The 17,448-nt window shown below is 56.9% G+C and carries 20 protein-coding genes and 1 riboswitch; of the genes, 7 read left to right on the top strand and 13 right to left on the bottom strand.

All coding sequences use genetic code 11. The annotated features are described in order from the left end of the window. Positions 1 to 120: 120 nt before the first annotated feature. From ARC85_RS18980 to ARC85_RS18965, 4 genes are all read right to left on the bottom strand, one after another. Complete coding sequence (locus tag ARC85_RS18980) at positions 121 to 432, bottom strand: hypothetical protein (RefSeq protein WP_502688024.1); 312 nt, start codon at positions 430 to 432, stop codon at positions 121 to 123. Further along, entirely contained in the window at positions 429 to 707 is a 279-nt protein-coding gene (locus tag ARC85_RS18975) for an acylphosphatase (protein WP_153740147.1), read from the bottom strand. The genes ARC85_RS18980 and ARC85_RS18975 overlap by 4 nt, the downstream gene beginning before the upstream one ends. A gap of 76 nt (positions 708 to 783) precedes the next feature. Next, positions 784 to 1,797 (bottom strand): c-type cytochrome, encoded by a 1,014-nt coding sequence (locus tag ARC85_RS18970; protein WP_153740146.1) that lies wholly within the window; start codon positions 1,795 to 1,797, stop codon positions 784 to 786. 13 nt (positions 1,798 to 1,810) lie between these two features. Next, on the bottom strand, positions 1,811 to 2,458 hold the full coding sequence (locus tag ARC85_RS18965) for a c-type cytochrome (protein WP_153740145.1): 648 nt from the start codon (positions 2,456 to 2,458) through the stop codon (positions 1,811 to 1,813). A gap of 225 nt (positions 2,459 to 2,683) precedes the next feature. On the opposite strand from ARC85_RS18965, the gene ARC85_RS18960 reads away from it, so the two are divergent. Beyond that, positions 2,684 to 3,088 (top strand): DUF1330 domain-containing protein, encoded by a 405-nt coding sequence (locus ARC85_RS18960; RefSeq protein WP_011784694.1) that lies wholly within the window; start codon positions 2,684 to 2,686, stop codon positions 3,086 to 3,088. Positions 3,089 to 3,100: 12 nt separating this feature from the next. On the opposite strand, the gene ARC85_RS18955 is transcribed toward ARC85_RS18960, so the two are convergent. Together ARC85_RS18955 and ARC85_RS18950 are read right to left on the bottom strand one after the other, a co-directional pair. Next, entirely contained in the window at positions 3,101 to 3,433 is a 333-nt protein-coding gene (locus ARC85_RS18955; protein ID WP_183577982.1) for a branched-chain amino acid transporter permease, read from the bottom strand. Further along, positions 3,426 to 4,130, bottom strand: a complete 705-nt coding sequence (locus tag ARC85_RS18950) for an AzlC family ABC transporter permease (RefSeq protein WP_023008252.1) — start codon at positions 4,128 to 4,130, stop codon at positions 3,426 to 3,428. Before ARC85_RS18950 ends, ARC85_RS18955 begins: the two co-directional genes overlap by 8 nt. Before the next feature lie 156 nt (positions 4,131 to 4,286). Here ARC85_RS18950 and ARC85_RS18945 point away from each other — a divergent pair, with 156 nt between their 5' ends. From ARC85_RS18945 to pgsA, 5 genes are all read left to right on the top strand, one after another. Beyond that, a complete protein-coding gene (locus ARC85_RS18945; protein ID WP_153740144.1) occupies positions 4,287 to 5,906 on the top strand; it encodes a methyl-accepting chemotaxis protein in 1,620 nt (539 codons plus the stop codon). Between the two features lie 74 nt (positions 5,907 to 5,980). Next, the gene (locus ARC85_RS18940; protein WP_199453197.1) at positions 5,981 to 6,244 is read left to right on the top strand and encodes a YheU family protein; all 264 of its coding nucleotides are present in this window, start codon (positions 5,981 to 5,983) and stop codon (positions 6,242 to 6,244) included. A 102-nt stretch (positions 6,245 to 6,346) separates the two neighbouring features. Continuing rightward, entirely contained in the window at positions 6,347 to 7,006 is a 660-nt protein-coding gene (gene uvrY, locus ARC85_RS18935; RefSeq protein ID WP_011784699.1) for a UvrY/SirA/GacA family response regulator transcription factor, read from the top strand. After that, the gene (gene uvrC / locus ARC85_RS18930; RefSeq protein WP_011784700.1) at positions 6,990 to 8,849 is read left to right on the top strand and encodes an excinuclease ABC subunit UvrC; all 1,860 of its coding nucleotides are present in this window, start codon (positions 6,990 to 6,992) and stop codon (positions 8,847 to 8,849) included. Before uvrY ends, uvrC begins: the two co-directional genes overlap by 17 nt. 7 nt (positions 8,850 to 8,856) lie before the next feature. Beyond that, entirely contained in the window at positions 8,857 to 9,411 is a 555-nt protein-coding gene (pgsA, locus tag ARC85_RS18925) for a CDP-diacylglycerol--glycerol-3-phosphate 3-phosphatidyltransferase (protein ID WP_011784701.1), read from the top strand. Here pgsA and ARC85_RS18920 read toward each other — a convergent pair. Genes ARC85_RS18920 through thiB form a run of 7 tightly spaced genes read right to left on the bottom strand, consistent with a single transcriptional unit; the run spans position 9,408 to position 16,217 of the window. Then, positions 9,408 to 10,016 carry an ABC-type transport auxiliary lipoprotein family protein gene (locus tag ARC85_RS18920; protein WP_011784702.1) on the bottom strand — a complete coding sequence of 203 codons (609 nt, stop codon included), beginning with the start codon at positions 10,014 to 10,016 and terminating at the stop codon, positions 9,408 to 9,410. The two genes, pgsA and ARC85_RS18920, sit on opposite strands and share 4 nt — an antisense overlap. Continuing rightward, complete coding sequence (locus ARC85_RS18915) at positions 10,013 to 10,951, bottom strand: MlaD family protein (RefSeq protein ID WP_011784703.1); 939 nt, start codon at positions 10,949 to 10,951, stop codon at positions 10,013 to 10,015. Before ARC85_RS18915 ends, ARC85_RS18920 begins: the two co-directional genes overlap by 4 nt. Continuing rightward, positions 10,951 to 11,745 (bottom strand): ABC transporter ATP-binding protein, encoded by a 795-nt coding sequence (locus ARC85_RS18910; protein WP_011784704.1) that lies wholly within the window; start codon positions 11,743 to 11,745, stop codon positions 10,951 to 10,953. The genes ARC85_RS18915 and ARC85_RS18910 overlap by 1 nt, the downstream gene beginning before the upstream one ends. A 3-nt stretch (positions 11,746 to 11,748) precedes the next feature. Then, complete coding sequence (locus ARC85_RS18905) at positions 11,749 to 12,897, bottom strand: MlaE family ABC transporter permease (protein WP_286715869.1); 1,149 nt, start codon at positions 12,895 to 12,897, stop codon at positions 11,749 to 11,751. Positions 12,898 to 12,933: 36 nt separating this feature from the next. Then, positions 12,934 to 13,548, bottom strand: coding sequence for a thiamine ABC transporter ATP-binding protein (locus tag ARC85_RS18900; protein ID WP_022992754.1), 615 nt, complete (start codon positions 13,546 to 13,548; stop codon positions 12,934 to 12,936). Further along, positions 13,541 to 15,208: a thiamine/thiamine pyrophosphate ABC transporter permease gene (gene thiP, locus ARC85_RS18895; RefSeq protein ID WP_286715867.1), complete on the bottom strand. Its 1,668-nt coding sequence runs from the start codon at positions 15,206 to 15,208 to the stop codon at positions 13,541 to 13,543. Before thiP ends, ARC85_RS18900 begins: the two co-directional genes overlap by 8 nt. 4 nt (positions 15,209 to 15,212) lie before the next feature. After that, positions 15,213 to 16,217 (bottom strand): thiamine ABC transporter substrate binding subunit, encoded by a 1,005-nt coding sequence (gene thiB, locus ARC85_RS18890; RefSeq protein ID WP_286715865.1) that lies wholly within the window; start codon positions 16,215 to 16,217, stop codon positions 15,213 to 15,215. Positions 16,218 to 16,265: 48 nt separating this feature from the next. Continuing rightward, positions 16,266 to 16,357, bottom strand: a riboswitch (TPP riboswitch). A 164-nt stretch (positions 16,358 to 16,521) separates the two neighbouring features. Here thiB and ARC85_RS18885 point away from each other — a divergent pair. Then, on the top strand, positions 16,522 to 17,265 hold the full coding sequence (locus tag ARC85_RS18885; RefSeq protein WP_286715863.1) for a murein L,D-transpeptidase catalytic domain family protein: 744 nt from the start codon (positions 16,522 to 16,524) through the stop codon (positions 17,263 to 17,265). The last annotated feature ends 183 nt before the right edge of the window (positions 17,266 to 17,448 follow it).

The raw sequence follows: 17,448 nt of genomic DNA, 5'->3' as shown, positions 1-17,448 counted from the left end.
GGAATATCGTTTATCGACAACTTCGGCGGTTACAGAAACTACCCCGGTTATTGAAGTCTTTTTTCGGTCATCCGGACCTGGCGTATATCGCCGGGTGATGTTCGCTTACTTTGTTTCTGATTAGTAAACCCCGCGATCCTCTTGCCGGACCCGCTTTGTTGCCCAGAACCAGACAAGGGCAAAACTGGCCAGGGTCGCCAGGAAGTAAAAGATCAGCATGCTGATGCTGAGGGTGGTATCCAGGTCGGCTCTGATAATGCTCAGGAAAACCAGGGTGGGGAGCGTGGCCTTGAAAACCAGAGCAGAGGCGGTGGCGATGAAGCCCTGGTCAATCCAGCCAATGCGCCGAAGACCGATGCCGATAAAAACCATGGCGAATACCGGCAGCGTAGTCTCCAGCGTGTACAGAAAGGTATCAAGAAGACTGCTCAATGTGTGGTCCTGAAGTCAGCGAATTCCTGAGTGGCGGGCAGTTCCTGGGTTGCAACCTCATCGACCACAGCGCGTTCCGGGCCTTCGTGACACCATTCATGCAGTGCCTTGAGCTGAAGTAGATCGCCCTCGGCCATGATTTCGACCCTGCCGTCCGGTAAATTTCGTACCCAGCCTGTCAGGCCCAGTTCCAGGGCTTTCTGTTCGGTGGATGCCCGGTAGTAAACACCTTGTACTTTGCCGCTTACCAGCAAGTGCCAGCGATTGATGGTCATCGTGTTCCTCCTTGCGTTGATTGCAAGCAAAAAGGCCTCCGCAAGGGAGGCCTGTGACACCGAATTATAACGTCTGTCAGTCAAATGTTCTCGACCGTACGGTGTCTGGTTTAAGGAAAGGCTTGTCTCCGGTGTTGTCGTGGTCACCCAGTAACTTGCCATCGGATTCCCGAACCTGACCATACATGGAATGTTTGTGGAAAGTAGGCCCGAATTTTTCAGCGGTTTCCTTCACATCGCCCGTGTAGCGCGGATCTTGTGGTCGCTCCTGGCTGTCCATGTAGAAGGCGATATCCCAGGCTTCCTGATCAGTCAGGGAGTTGGGCTGCCCCAATGGCATGTTGTTCTTGATAAAGCCAGCTGCGGTATGCAGGCGCACAATACCAGCCCCCCAGTTGTTGGACATATCGCCCCAGGGGGCCGGGAATACGGTGTGGCCGTCGATACGCAGGCCTGTCCCATCTTCAGCGTGGCACACCGCGCAGTTTTCCTGGTACAGCTTTTCACCGTTGACGTAGCTCAGTTCGGCTGGCCGCTCCGGAGCCGGGAAGCCCCGGCCATAGATCGGCTGTTTGGGGTACATCTCCACGCCTGTCGCCAACCACTGATGGTAGGCCGACAGTGCCAGCATGTTGTCACTGCCGTATTCAAGGGGCTTGCCGTTCATGGAATAGGTGAAGCAACCGGCAATCCGTTCTTCCAGGTTGTTTACATGGCCATTTTTGCCGCGATAGCCGGGCAGGGTAACGGCAGCCGGCCAGATGGGCGCACTGAAAGGCATCCGGCCTTCACCCAGGTGGCAGCTTGAACAGTTCATATTGTTGAACACGTTCTTGCCACGCAGTTGCTGGGTGTTGGTGAACAGGTCGTAGCCCCTGCGGATAACCTTTTTCAGTTCCGGATGGATGTCGGCTTCTTCCAGATCCGCCATGGTCGGTGGAATATGTACCAGCTGGTTGTCTTTCGGGGCAGGGAAACCCATCGAGGTGAGTTGGTCGATGTAGGCCTGGGTTTTGTCGTCATTGGCCGCCACAGTCACCGGGAGCATTACGCAGCCGGACAGGGTGACGGTTAGCAGTGTGCGCATCATGATCTTTGTCCCCTTAGTTGCTGGCGGTGTTCTGGTTGGCAAGCCAGACGGCGACCGCGTGAATGTCGGTATCGCTCATGCGGCGTGCAATGGAGCCCATAAGATCCTGGGGATCGTTCTTGCGGGTACCTTCCTTCCAGGCTTTCAGTTGTGCCTCGATGTAACCCGCGTGCTGGCCTGCAATGCCGGGAAATACGTCGCCAGCACCCTGGTTCCCGGGGCCGTGGCAGCTTTTGCAGGAAACAACGTATTGGGACCAGTCGCCACGCTGAGCCAATTGTTCGCCCCTGGTCAGAAGTGCTTCGTCGGCTTTTTGGCCGCCTTCACCAGCGGTGGGTTCAAGCTGGCTGTAGTAGGCCGCAACGTCGGCAATCTTTTGATCGTCCAGCATGTTGACGAAAGGCATCATGGTGGGGCTGGTCCGGGAGCCATCTTTGATGTCATGCAACTGTTTGGCCAAATAGGTGGCATTCAGCCCGGCCAGCCTGGGCCAGGATTCTCCACCTTCGATGTGTTTGCCGCTGCCATCGGCCTGGTGGCACGCTACGCAGAGGTTGGCGACCTCCTTGCCGTTTTGTGGGTCGCCAGATACCGCAGCAGATGCAATACCTGCCGTGGTGGCCAGCCCGATTGCGGCCAGTATCACTGGGAGTTTGCTCACGGTCGATTGTCTCTCTCTTGTTCTGAATAAGTACGCTTTAGCACTGATGGTTATGTGCTTATAGCTGTAGTGTGGCCTCAATTCTTGCTTGACGAAGGTCAATAATGCAAGGGAACCCCTCCGAAAGGCGAAGATGGAGATGCACATTTCGGGATTTTCGTTTACTGTCCTATTCAAAGAATGGCATCAAAGAGCCATCCTGCAAACGAATGAACAGGGACAACTATGGCGACCGTCAATCCATCTCAGGAAGAGTTACAGAAGATTCTTGATGAAATCCCCAAAGATCAGCCTGTTGTGATGCTGAATCTGCTTCGGTTCAGGGACAAGGCTGCATACAAGGATGACAGCGAAGACTGTTCCGGAAGGGATGCTTACAAGCGTTATATGACAGAGGCTGCCCGCAGTGTCTCGGAAGTTGGTGCCGAGGTGATCTGGTCTGGCCGTTCCGTCGGTTCGCTGATTGCGCCGCCGGATGAATCCTGGGATCAGGTGCTGCTGGTCCGCTACCCCTCCATTAACGCGTTTCTGGCGATGATTGAAAGCCCGGAATACAAGGGCGTGGTGAAGCACCGCACGGCCGCGCTGGAAGATTCCCGGCTGGTGGCCAATGTTGAGGGCACCCCCTGATTTTCGGGTGCCTTACAGAATGCCTGATTGCTGAATGGCCATGTAGGCTGCAGTGCCGGCCGCGATAGAAAGCAGCGCGTTTCTGCGCCACAGGTGAACGGCAACCACCAGTAATGCGGGTATCAGCGCATCTGCGCCAGGTGCCTGTGCCTGCCAGTCCGCAGACCTCTGCAAAAATACTGTGGCCAGTAATGCCATCACGGCTGCGGGCAGGAAGCGCCCGATGTGTTTGACCAGAGGGTGTTCCGTGTGCTTTTCAAAGAACAGGAAAGGCACCACCCGGGTCGCAAATGTGGCCAGGGCGGAGATGGCAATAAACGCCGCCAGGTAGCTACTTTCATCCACGATTTGCGTCTCCTGCCATGGTGTCGGTTCGATACTTCCGGTAGTGCAGAAGAAGCACTGCAGTAACCAGTACAATGCCTGCTATCAGTTGATGGGTTGCCGGCACCAGCATCATGGCAAACGCAGCTGCCGCCGCCCCCGCCCACACCGGAAACGAATCCCCCAATGCTTTCAATTGTTCGATTGTGAGCACAATAAACAGCGCCACGAGTGCAAACTCAATGCCGGTACTGTTGAAGGCGACAGTCTTGCCGAGTACCGCACCCAAGGTGCATCCGACAATCCAGTAGCCCTGGTTCATGGCCGTGATCCGGAAGTCCACATGCTGTTCCTGTTCGCGATTGGCCGAACGGGGGCGGCTGGTGAGCAGGGAATAGGTTTCATCGGTCAAACCGAAAATCAGATAGGCCTTACGCCAGCCGGCGCCACGGAATTGCCCCAGCAGCGACAACCCATAGAAGAGATGTCGAGCGTTCAGTACGAACATGGCAACGGCCACCTCAACCAGTCCGGCGTTGGCAGCCAGCAGGCTGACCGCCAGAATCTGGCCGGCACCGGCGTAGATAACAAGGCCCATCAAGGGAGCAATCCACCAGGGATAATCCAGTTGCGTGGTAAACAACACACCAAAGGCCATACCAAGGGGGATGTAGCCAAATAAAATCGGCAGGGTGAGCTTGAAAGCGTGGTGATTCATTAGCATCCGAACGGAAATAAAAGAGCGATGATAGAGATTTAGCAGTTATTTTTGAAGATCGCCAAACGTAGTATCGAAAAAATGACGCAAGCAAATACATAAAAGTGTCATAAAACGGGCATACCCTCCGACCGGGTACACCTGATCGGAGTTTTTATGCTGACCACTGTTCGCGCCAGAATCCTGGCGTTTGCGTTGCTGTCGGTGGCTGCTGTTGCCGGCCTCACGTTCATTGCCTGGATGATCATAGCGAAAGCCGAGCATACCTCGCAGGCACTGGTTGGAGAGAGTCTCGAGCAATCCTGGATGCTGGTTGATCTGGAGCAGGACCATCGACTGCTGCAGGATCTGGCTTACAAGATCAAGGCACAGCTTTTACTGTGGGACGAAATCGATCCTTTGTTCACCGAGTTGGAGCGCTCAATTCCCCGGCACTGGCAGAGGATTCAGCAGAATCCCGGGTTAGGCACCTGGTCACGGGACAATCGCGAGCAATATGACCGGGTCGTGGCGCTGATGGCGGACATGAAACAGGGAATAGGCCAGCGCAGCTACTATGAAGTGGGAAAAATCGTCGATTTTCAACTGTTCCAGGCGTTGGAGCCCATGCTGACGGCGATAACTGAGCGCCAGAGAGCCAGTCGCGATGGCGTTACTGCGAGCGCATCGGAACTGTTGCATTATCTGGCAGACCAGCAGAGGTTCCTGCTTGGTGGCGCCCTGGTCTTTCTTGCGTTGGTCGTGGCGATGACGCTCTGGCTACGGACTTCGGTGATCCTTCGCTTGCAGGCCATGGCCCGGGATGTGTCGGCCATGGAGCAGAACGCTGATCTAACCAAGATCCTCGCGGTAAAAGGTCGTGACGAGGTTGCCGGCGTGGCCGGAGCTATTGAACAACTGGTCCGGCGCTTTGAGGTGTTTGTTGAGGATGTTCGGTCAGCGGCTTCAGGCCTTGATGCACGCTCTGCCAGCCTGGATAACGGAGCGGAAGCACTTCAGCAAACCTCCGAAAGCACTCGTCGCCAGATTTCCGATGTGGCTCAGTCTATGGCTTCCATCGCGGATCAGGCGTCACAGATCGAACAGGCCACCGAGCACTCTGCAGCAACGGTGATGCATGCAGTCAATGCCAACAGCGAAGTCCGTGAGGGGCTGGCTAACAGTGAGAAAGGCGCTGACCACACGGTTGAGGTGATTGGACGGGTTTCTGAGTCGATCACCGCGTTGATAGACGCAACCGGAAAAATCGAGCAAGTCACCGGCGTGATCGCCGATATTGCCGAGCAGACCAACCTTCTGGCCCTGAATGCGGCGATTGAAGCAGCCAGGGCGGGCGAACACGGCCGGGGATTTGCCGTGGTGGCAGACGAGGTACGCACGCTTTCGCGTCGGACCTCGGAATCCACCGCCAATATTCGCCAGTGGGTGCAGGATCTTGTCGTGGGTGCAAACAATGCAGACTCACTGTTGGAAGATATGGCGGGCGCTGGCGAAATGAATCGCGCTAATCTGCATGCCCTGAGAGCGCACCTGGAAGGTCTGGCGGCTCAGTTTCATGAGCTGCAGCGTCAGAGTGAGAGTGTGCAGGGTGCGGTTGCCTTGCAGCGGGGTGAAATCGCGAGAGTGGGGCGTCGTGCGGAGGCTCTCGGTGAGAGTGCTGAGACCCTGACTCTGAATGTGGAGGATACCCGCCTTGTCAGTGAAGCGCTTAGGCAGGAATCGGTGGGCATGAAGCAGCTCATTGCCCGTTTCCGCACCCGCTCTCCAGAAACGTGATGATGTGTCTTCATCTGCGGGGGTTCTTGTCTGGCTCATAAAACCGTAACATACAGCGACTGACTGGAGGTTCTATGAGTAACGATGCATTGCAGCCTTCCGATCCGGACCCGCGAGAAGAAAAATTTGTAGTAGACACGGGTTTGCTTACGGCTGATCAGCTCGAGGGCCTGGCCGAGGAATACTGCACCCGTTATCACGGGTTGAATGACACCGAAAGTCCTCTGGCAGAGCGGGAGCACGTACTTGAAGCTGTGCGTAGGGGAGAACTGGTGGTCTGGTTCGATCCGGTTGAGAACACCGCCGGCCTGGGCTCCCCTTCCGGCAATAGTCTGTGATCAAGGTGCCCATTTTGGCAGTTTTTTTCATGCCGCCTACCGGCTGACGCTGCTAACCGTTACAATCGGCCTGTTTCCTCATACCTGACGGCGAGGTGAGTTTTGATCAGGGTATTGGTTGTTGATGACCACGAGCTCGTACGCTCGGGTATCACTCGCATGCTGGCTGACAATCCCGATATAGACGTCATTGGCCAGGCTTCGTCTGGCGAAGAGGCGATTGACTGTGTGCGTGAAAACCGTCCGGATATTGTCCTGATGGATATTCGCATGCCCGGTATTGGCGGCCTGGAGGCGACCCGGCGCATTCTTCGTATTGATGATTCCATTCGCGTTATCGTGGTTACCGCCTGTGCTGACGACCCCTATCCGGCCCGTGTGATGCAGAGCGGCGCCACCGCGTATGTCACCAAAGGCGCTGACATTCAGGAAATGGTGCGGGCCATTCGTAAAGCCCATTCCGGCCAGCGCTACATCAGCCCCGAAATTGCCCAGAAAATGGCACTGAAACAGCTCGGGGGTGAGCGGGATGAAGACGGCGAGCTGTCGTTGTTCGAGCGCCTGTCTGAGCGCGAAATGCAGATTGCCATGATGGTGGTGGATTGCCAGAAGGTTCAGGATATCTCCGACAAGCTGTGCCTGAGCCCGAAAACCGTAAACAGTTACCGTTACCGGATTTTCGAAAAGCTGGAGATTTCCAGTGATGTGGAACTGGCACTGATGGCAGTAAGGCTTGGATTGCTGGATGCCGACAAGGTCTGATCCCGAGCAATCTCCCGGGAAGTTCGACAGCCAGAATTTCCTGAAACAACTGACAGAACGCCCCGGTGTCTATCGTATGTATGACGATACCGGTGGCATCCTCTACGTGGGTAAAGCCCGCAACCTTCGCAAGCGCGTCAGCAGTTATTTCCGTAAATCAGGCCTGGCCCCTAAAACCGAAGCCCTGGTGGGCAAGATTGCGGCCATTGAAGTCACTATTACCGGCAGTGAAACAGAAGCGTTGCTGCTGGAACAGAATCTGATCAAATCGCTGCGGCCGCCCTACAATATTCTGTTGAGGGACGATAAGTCCTATCCCTATATCTATCTCTCCTCGCATTCGGATTATCCCTCGCTGACCTTTCGGCGGGGCCGCACCAAAAAGGGTGGTGGCATCTGGTTCGGGCCCTTTCCAAGCTCGGGAGCGGTCAAGGAAAGTCTTAATATTCTACAAAAGGTTTTCCGCATAAGATCCTGTAGTGAAAGCTATTTTAGAAACAGAACCCGGCCATGCCTGCAGTACCAGATCAACCGCTGCACGGCGCCTTGCGTCGGCTTTATCAGCCCTGAGGAATACCAAGAGGATATCCGGCACGCCAGCATGTTTCTGGAGGGCAAGAACCCGGCGATTATTCAGGACCTGATGCAGTCCATGGAGGATGCATCACGGGCGCTGGAGTTTGAGAAAGCCGCGGCGTACAGAGATCAGATCAACAATCTTCGCCATGTTCAGGAACAGCAATCCGTAGACGGTGAGGGAGGGGATGCAGATGTCATCGCCATTGCCCAGGATGCCGGTGTGGTCTGCATCGTTGTGATTATTGTTCGTGGCGGGCGGGTGCTGGGCACCAAGGATTATTTTCCTCGCTATTCCCTGGAACAGACCGAAGGCGAATTGCTGGCCTCGTTTCTGGGCCAGTACTATTTCGGTGGCGACACCCGGCGGGAGATTCCGCGCGACATCCTGGTGCCGGTGGCGGTAGACGGGCAGGAATTGTTATCGCAGGCCCTGTCGGAAGCCGCTCGACGGGAAACCCGCATTCGCGGCAATGTGCGGGGCGAACGCCGGCGTTGGCTGGAGCTGGCGATGACCAATGCCCGGCAAACCCTGCTGACACACCTCGCCAGCAAAGAAACCGTGTATCGTCGATTGCTGGCCCTGCGCGACCTGCTGGAGCTGACGGAAACACCTTCCCGTATGGAATGCTTCGATATCAGCCACAGTCATGGGGAAAATACCGTCGCATCCTGTGTGGTTTTCGACGAGAATGGGCCACTGAAAAGCGATTACCGGTTGTATAACATCCAGGACATAACCGCCGGCGATGACTATGCCGCTATGCGACAGGTACTCACCCGGCGTTACCGGCGGATGGTGAGCGGCGAGGGCAAGCGGCCAGATCTGGTGTTTATCGACGGTGGTAAGGGCCAGTTGAATGTTGCTCGTGAAGTGTTTGAAGAGCTTGGAATTTCCGATATCCCTCTGATTGGTGTCGCCAAGGGTGTGACCCGGCGCGCAGGGATGGAGCAGCTGATTGACGCCTTAACTGGGGCCGTATTCCGAGTACCGGCGGATTCTCCGGCGCTGCACCTGATACAGCATATTCGGGATGAATCCCATCGCTTTGCCATATCCGGACACCGGGCCGGGCGAGATAAAAAGCGGCGCCAGTCGACCCTGGAAGGTATCGAAGGGGTTGGGCCGAAGCGCCGGCGCGAACTGATTCGCTATTTCGGTGGCATCCAAGAACTCAGAAAAGCCAGTGTTGATGAAATGGCCAAAGTGCAGGGCATCAGCAAATCATTGGCAGAGACCATTTACGCAGCATTGCATGACCAATAGGAACACCATGAATTTACCGAACATACTGACCATGTCCCGTATCGTGATGATTCCGGTATTCGTGGTGATCTTTTACCTGCCCATGCAATGGAGTTACCTGGTCAGCGCCATCATATTTGCTCTGGCAGGCCTGACGGACTGGCTGGACGGGTACCTGGCCCGCAAATTGAACCAGAGCACGCCTTTCGGCGCTTTCCTGGATCCGGTGGCCGATAAACTCATGGTGGCAGTGGCGCTGGCCGTCTTGATCGAAGAGTATTCGGCGGTATTATTGACTATTCCCGCCACCGTGATTATCGGTCGCGAGATTGTGATCTCGGCGTTGCGTGAATGGATGGCCGAAATGGGCAGTCGCGCCAGTGTTGCTGTGTCTTATATCGGCAAGATCAAGACCACCGCTCAGATGGCGGCCATTGTCGGGTTGCTGGCGTTTCCGCCGGGTAATTTCTGGGCTTATGTGGCCATCGGTCTGCTATACATCGCAGCAGTGCTGACCCTGTGGTCCATGATTCTCTACCTTCGTGCCGCCTGGGCTGACTTGTTTCCGAAAGAGGCAGGTTAATTGGCCGGAGGTTCCTGGGCCATACACTGGTGTGCCCAGGTGACTGTGGTCACGGATGAATGTGCACTGGCATTACTGAAGGCCTCCATCAACTCCCCCAGCGCGGTGCTTTGTGCGTTCGCACTGGCTTCATAACTCCTCACACACAAGCTCCGTCTGGTGCGATTATCCATGAGTTGCTGATGCAGCCTGATCACCACCCGTGTGCCAGTTTCACCATTCTCAGCATGAAATCCGGTCAGCTCGGAGACCAGGGTTAACTGCGACGTTGCCGGGCTGGTGTCGGTCATCACATTCGCGAACGCGCCGCTTGCCCGGAAGGTTTCCAGCAGGTGATCGCGAACGACCACGGGAATACTCTCTCGCCATCGGGCGCCTGCCAGGGCCCGGTATTCGTAAGCCGACGGTTTAATCAGAATACGAGCGCTGTCCAGCGGGTCAGAAGCCAGTGGCGTATCTACCCGAAGGCTGGCCGGCAGCGCCTGGTCAAATGCTGGCAAGTCGCTCGCTGGTGCCAGCTCCATCAGGCGAGGGGATTCGGGCACCGGGAAGACCGTGCAGCCAGCCAGAACCAGGCCCAAGGCGAGAGCGGATAGCACTTTCATTGTTCGTACTCCTTGATGCCGGTGCCGCCCCACAAGGTTCCGGTGGGGTCCTGCTCCAGCCTGCGGGTAAACGAGTTCAGGTTGCGCAAGGTGCTACGCAGCTCCCGCAATGCAGGGGTTATTTCTCCCAGACCCTGAAGCCCAGCGTCCAGCGCCAGTTCATTGTCGCCGGTGAGGGTGTCCAGTCGATCCAGGGTAGGTTGAAGGGTGGTCAGCGCCCTGGACATGGCCAGGAGAACCGGTTCCACCCGCTCATCCAGGACCTCTCGGGACCTGTCTGCCGCGGCAGACACCTTGATGGCAGCTTCTTCGGCACGGATGCCGGCTTCATCGAACCGGGTCATCAGCGCCTCAAGCTCGTCCCGGCTCGCCAGCAGGGATTCACTGGCCTGGCGGGCGTTTTCAAGAATTTCGGCAATGTTGCTCAGGTTGTCTTCGGACATCAGCCGGTTGGCATTCTCCAGCAACTGCTCTGCTTTGCCGAGCATGGCCTCGCCATTGGTCAGCAGGTTACTGAAGGCCGAAGGCTCGGCGGCTATCAGCGGTGGATTGGCTTTGTGGCCTTCCAGAATGGGGCTGTCTGGTGTGCCTCCGGTAAACTGTATGCTCATGCTGCCGGTTATGTTGGCCAGTACCAGGCCCGCGCGGGTATTCTCCCGTACCGGAATATCCTGATTCACCCTCACCAGTACCCGCACATGGGCGGGGTTGTCCGGCGCCAGGGTAAGATCCAGCACGTCGCCCACCGGGACGCCGGTATAGAGGACCGGGTTACCCTTGGCCAGCCCGCCAACCGGGTGATCAAACCCGATCCGGTAATAGGCCCAGTTAGTGTCGGTAGATGATTTTCCAAGCCACAGGGCAAACAGCAAGGCAGCGATGACTGCCGCAAGCGTGAAGAATCCGATGATAACGTGATGGGCCTTGGGCTCCATTAACCGGGCTCCTGTTTGGTTAGCCTGTTGTGGGCTGTAATCGCCGCGCGGCCACGGGGACCATGGAAGTAGTCCTGAATCCAGCGATCGTCGGTTTGTGCCACCTTTTCCAGAGTATCGGCAACCAGCACCCTGCGTTGAGACAGAACCGCAACACGGTCACAGGTGGTGTACAGGGTATCCAGATCGTGGGTAACAAGAAATACCGTCAGGCCCAGTGCGTTGCGAAGGGTGACAATCAGCTCGTCAAAGGCAGCAGCGCCGATCGGGTCCAGACCGGCGGTTGGTTCATCCAGAAACAGGATTTCCGGGTCCAGCGCCAGCGCCCGGGCCAGGGCCGCCCGCTTGACCATACCGCCGGAGAGTTCGGCCGGGTATTTCGTGGCGGCTTCTGGTGGCAGGCCGGTCAAGGCCAGCTTCATTCGGGCCAGTTCCTCCGCTTCGGCCCGCGACAGTCGGGCGTGTTCAATCAGCGGCAGCGCGATGTTCTGCTCAAGGTTCAGTGACGTGAACAAGGCGCCGCCCTGAAACAGAACCCCGAAACGTTGCTCATAGCGAGAGCGTTCGGTGGCGGATAGTTCCGTCAAATCTTCACCAAAAACGGTGATGTGCCCGCCGGACGGTGGATTCAGGCCAACTATACTGCGCAAAAGAACGGACTTGCCGGTGCCGGAACCGCCGACCACACCCAGAATCTCCCGGGGATACAGATCCAGATCGAGTTTCTCATGAACGATGTGGCTGCCGAACCGGTTGTCGAGTGCGCGTACCTGTATGACCGGATGATCCGCCATGCTTTACCAACCCATTTCCATGAAAAACAGCGCTGCCACGGAATCCAGCAGTATCACCATAAAGATAGACTGCACCACGCTGGAGGTGGTGTGTTCCCCGACAGACTGAGCACTGCCGGCCACTTTGAAGCCTTCCAGGCAACCAATGACGGCGATCAGAAATGCGAACACCGGCGCCTTGCCAAGGCCGACCAGGAAGTGCTTCAGGGCGATATCCCGTTCGACAATGGCAATGAACTGGCTGGGTGGAATGTCCAGAGCCACTGCGCAGACCACAGCCCCACCGACCATGCCCGAGATCATGCCGATAAACGTGAGAATGGGGAGGCTGAACATCATTGCCAATACCCGGGGAACGACCAGCAGTTCCACCGGATTGAGACCCAGGGTGCGAATAGCGTCGAGTTCTTCATTGACTTTCATGGCACCAATCTGTGCGGTGAATGCACTGGCGGTTCGGCCGGCCAGCAGGATGGCTGCCAGAAGTACGCCGAACTCCCGCAGGAACGAGAACGCCACCAGATCCACGGTGTAAATGGTTGCGCCAAAGTCCTCAAGAACTGTCGCGCCAAGAAACGCAACCACGGCGCCAACCAGAAAGGTAAGCAGGGCAACAATGGGCAGGGCATTCAGGCCGGTGTCGTGTAGTGCCGCCACAAAGGGTGTTATACGCCAGCGAGTAGGCCGGGGCAGGATGTAGAACAGGGTGCCCAGCGTCTGGCCAATAAACCCGGCCAGCAACCAGACAAGTTGCCCCAGCGTGGTCACCTTCTTTCCGATCTCCGCCAGAAACGCCACGACCGGGTTAACGGTTGCGACCGCCGCCGATGGCTGGTTCATGGCTTCAGCAACCGCCTGTATCAGGGCGCGCTGTTCATCCGGTAATTCAGCTCGTTGCAGAGCGCTGATCAGAGCCTCGCTGCCAAGCAGTTTCACCATCAACGAAGCGCCGGCAGTGTCCAGGCGGCCCAGGCCGGAAAAATCCGGGTTGCAGCCGGCTGCACGAGGTTTCAGGGCAGTTGTTTGCCGATTCAGGACGGAATAGTGGGACAGAGTCCAGTCGCCGGAAAACTTCAGCGTATGGCCACCGAATTCGGCGTTACCGGGAGTGTGGGCGCCAAGTGGCTGAGATAGGCCTGGTTCGTTTGCCACGGAGTCACGGAGTCCCTGTTTGAGTTCTCTGAAAGCTTAAAGATTCCAGTGGCTGTCTGCCAGTATTCTGCGTTCTTCTTCATCGTGACTGGCCAGTAGCATGGTGATGCCCCGGGCTTTCTCTTCCAGCAGCATGGCGTACAGAATCTTCCGGGTCTCGGTGTCCAGGCCCGTCATCGGCTCATCCAGCAAGAGCAATGGTTGGCGCCGCAGGATGGCTCGCAGCAAGGCAACGCGCTGGCGTTGGCCACCGGAAAGCTCGCCAGGCATTCTGGGACCGAAACCTGCTAACCCGGTGCGTTCCAGTCCGGCTTCAATGGCGTGGCGTTGAGATTCATCCAGCTTGAGGCCGGGGTGAATGCCAAGGCCAATATTGGTAAAGACATCCAGGTGCTCGAACAGGTTGTGTTCCTGGAACACGCTCGTGACCGGGCGCTGCCAGGGCTTTAGCAAGTGGATCGGCTTGTCCTGCCAGAGAATCCGGCCGCTGGCTGGCGGGAGAAAACCTGCAACCAGACTGAGCAGGGTTGATTTGCCGGAACCGCTGGGGCCCTGGATGGCCAGACATTCGCCGGCAGGCACGGAAAAATCGAATCGCCAGAGACGACCGTCAGGCCCATACTCGAAGGCCAGATCTTTGATCTCAAGCATGTTCAGGCTCCGGCAGTGGTTGGCTCGCAGCGGAAGTTGTTCTGGACTTAACGCCGGGAACACGGGAGAGCGATACAAAGATCAGTACCAGTAGCCCCAACAGCCAGAGCCCGGTACCTGCAGCTTCCGCCAACCGGTAACTGCCCAGTTGCTGATAAAGCAAAACCGGGAGCGTGGGTTTGCCCGGGCTGCCGAACAGGGCGATAACACCGAAGTCACCCAGAGATAATGCCACACCATACGCCAGGGCCAGAGCAACTGGACGGCGCAGATGCGGCCAATACAGCCATCGCCATCGATACCAGCCCAGGAGGCCCAGTTGGTCTGCCTGTCTGAGTGAGTCGGCATCCAGGCTTGCCAGTGGTCCGCGCAGAATCTGCAAGACAAACGGCACGGCCATCAGCCCGTTGATCAGGCCCACCAGGAACCATCCCTGCATGGTATTCCCCAATTGCGGCCTTAGCAGAATAAAAAGCCCGGTCCCCAGTACCAGAGGCGGTACGATCAATGGGAGGTAGCCAGTGACGGCCGGCACTATGGCCAGGCAGCGCCGACGAGCCCGGTTGGCTGCCGCCAGGGTTAGCAAGGCAACGACCACCGAACCGAGCCCGGCCGGAATGGCGATTAACAGACTGCGGGCGGTGGCCGGCAAGAGCTGCTGGTAAATAAAAGAAGCATCCGCCGTTGGCCATAACGCCGGTAAACCGCGCAGGATAATGGCCAGTAGTGGCGCGATCAGAAAGGCCGTGAAAATCGCCAGGAGCAGACCCGCTGAAAACCCTTGCCAGGGCCGTGCAAACAGAGGGACCGGACGTGATAACCGGCGGTTTGGCAGTACAGCGGTGTCCAGACGCTTCCGGAAAACCAGCCACCAGAGGATGCCACAGATCAACAGCTGCAGAATGGCAAACAGCGCGGCACGGGCGAAATCGAATTCAAAGCGCAGGGCCTGGTAGATGGCGACTTCCAGGGTGGTTGTTCCTGGCCCTCCGCCCAGCGTCATGATGATGGCAAAACTGGTGAAGCACAGCGTGAACACCAGTGCCGCCACGCCGGGCAGTACCGGTTTGATGGCGGGCCAGTGTACCGCACGCCACAGCCACCAGCCGCCGAGCCCAAGCTGAGAGGCGGTTCTCATTCGTGGCGCGGGTATGGAATCCAGAGCCTGCAACAGGATTCGGGCCGCCAGTGGCGCATTGAAGAACACGTGGGCGAGCAGAATGCCGTTCAGCCCATAAAGATTCCATCCATTACCAGGAAGCCAGATATTGAGCAGACCGGTGAACCAGCCCTGCCGACCAAACACCGCTATGATGCCTGAGACTGCCACGATAGTGGGTAAAACCAGACTCAACTCCATCAGCCGCAGAATCAATGTGCGACCAGGGAAGCCTCTGTAGCGGGCGAGGGCGGTCGCCACCGGGAGCGCCAGCGCCAGGCTTAACAGGACGGATAAAAAGGCCTGCCAAAGGGTAAATCGGACCACGCTCTGGAAATAGGAACTTGCCAGCGTGCGCCCCGGATCCAGCTCTCCGGCCTCCTGTAGTATGCTCCCCAAGCCAAGTGCCACGAGCAGCAATAGCCCGGTGCCGAGTAACAGGCCGGGCCAGATTTGCCAGCCAGGATGGCTGAAGGGGACGGCACTCGCGTGTGTTGGCATCACATCAGTCGGTCAGTGCATCAAGCCAGTCGTTCACCAACTGTCGGCGAATGGTGGCAACTTTCGCGGGATTTATATACAGGGCTTCGGATGGTGTAATCAGCTTGTCGAAAACCTCTGGCAATTCATCCCCAAGATCAACGGCCGGATACATCACATTCTTCAGTGGAATATGACGCTGGAAGTCCGCGGTCAGCATGAAGTCCAGAAACTCTCTGGCAAGTGTCTTGTTATCGGAGCTTTCCACCAGGGCGGCGACTTCGACCTGCAGGTAATGTCCTTCATTGAAACGGGCCGCCTGATAACGGTCAGTTTTGTCGATAGCCATGTGATACGCAGGAGAGGTGCTGTAAGAGAGGATCATAGGCGCTTCGCCATTCATGAATAGCGAGAAATAACCGTCACTCCAGCTTTGGGTGGTTGCGAGAATCTTGTCGCTGAGCTGCTGCCACTTTGCGGGCGCTTCATCACCATAGACGGCATGCATCCAGAGCAACAGGCCGAGTCCCGGTGTGCTGGTGCGCGGATCCTGAATAATGATCTTGAGATCGTCTGGCGCGTTGACCAGTTCTTCAAGGCTTGAGGGCGGCTCCGACAACTGCTCGGTATCGTAGACAAAGGCAAAATAGCCCCAGTCGTAGGGCACGAAAGTGTCGTCGTCCCAGTTAACAGGCAATGCCAGGCGTCCCAGTGATTGGCCGTGGCGGCCCAGAAGGCCGGTTTGCCGAGCGGTCTCCATGGTGCCGGTATCCAGCCCCAGAACCACATCTGCCGGAGTGGAGCTTCCTTCCAGCCGGAGCCTTTGCAGAATGTCTCCGCCGCTGTCCAATACGGTGTAGTTCAGGGAGCACCCGCATTGGGCTTCAAACGCCTCTTTAACCGCGGGCCCCGGGCCCCATTCGGCGGCAAAGGAGGGATGGGTATACACATTCAGGACGGTCGGTTCATCGGCGGCAACCATCAGCGGCAGCGACACGGCGAACAACGCGGGAATCAAGCGTGAAATCATACATTGGCACCTTGTTCAGTAGCGGGGGTGCCATGCCGCGAACACCACGAAAGGTGGTGACTCAATCCCTACGCCGGTATTAACCGGGTCAGGTTCCGCGGGTATGGTCTCAGCCCTTCCAGGCACCCCGTTGAGTTGAGTCAATGCTATCACGCCGGAGCCACACCCCGGAATTCGTATGTTTGATTACTGCTTGTTTATTTTTTGTACGGCGATGACGGGTGTCTCATTTTTTATTGATAGAATGGGGCATTTTTTGATCTGCGGATTTATGCAGCTTCTATCTGGTTGAGAGGTAAGTTTGATGCCAAAGCATCACAAACGACGAAAGATTTCTGCCCTGGTTGCAGGCGCGCTTTTTACCCTTGGGTTGTCGGCCGCAGGCCACGCCCAAACCGCGAACGAGGAGATGTTTGGACGTTTGGCTTCCGCGGCTCCCAAGCTCAGCCCACAGGTTCTCGAAGCTGCACTCAAGGCAACCCGTTGCGCCATCAGCAATGGCACGGCCATGCCAGAGCGGCTGGCGGTGATCGACTTCTCTTTGCCGTCCTCCAAAGAAAGGCTATGGTTGTTTGATCTGAACGAAGGAGAATTAATCCTTCGTGACCTCGTGGCTCACGGTAAAAACTCTGGTAATGCTGAGGCAACCGCATTTTCCAATATCGAGGGCAGTCACAAGTCCAGTATCGGCCTGTTCAAAGCCGCCGAATCCTATCGGGGTTCCCATGGCTATTCGTTGCGCCTTGATGGATTGGAACCGGGTTTCAACGACCTGGCTCGTCAGCGGGCAATTGTTATCCATGGTGCAGACTACGTTCAGGACAGCTGGGTAACAAAGTACGGCAGAATCGGCCGTAGTCATGGCTGCCCGGCGGTAGACAATCAAATCATCAAAACCGTGGTAGACGAGCTCAAGGGCGGACAGCTGGTGTTTAAATACTATCCCGATCAGGAATGGCTCCAGTCCTCCAGTTACCTGAACTGCGATTCCGCCGGGCAGCTGGCCGGCGCGCGTAATGCCACAGCGGTGGCTGGGGATCGATCCTGAATCGTTGCTGGCTAAACTTTGTGCAGATTTTCAGTAAAAACAGAAAGTTGAAAAAAAGGTGTTGACGGCGAAGGCGGAATCCGTAGAATACGCAGCCGTTGACGAGGCAATGCCTCTGAAACATTAGAGCGGGAATAGCTCAGTTGGTAGAGCACAACCTTGCCAAGGTTGGGGTCGCGAGTT

This window comes from Marinobacter sp. tcs-11 (assembly GCF_002049515.1).
Lineage (GTDB): Bacteria > Pseudomonadota > Gammaproteobacteria > Pseudomonadales > Oleiphilaceae > Marinobacter > Marinobacter nauticus.
This window is presented reverse-complemented; position numbering and strand designations above follow the sequence as displayed.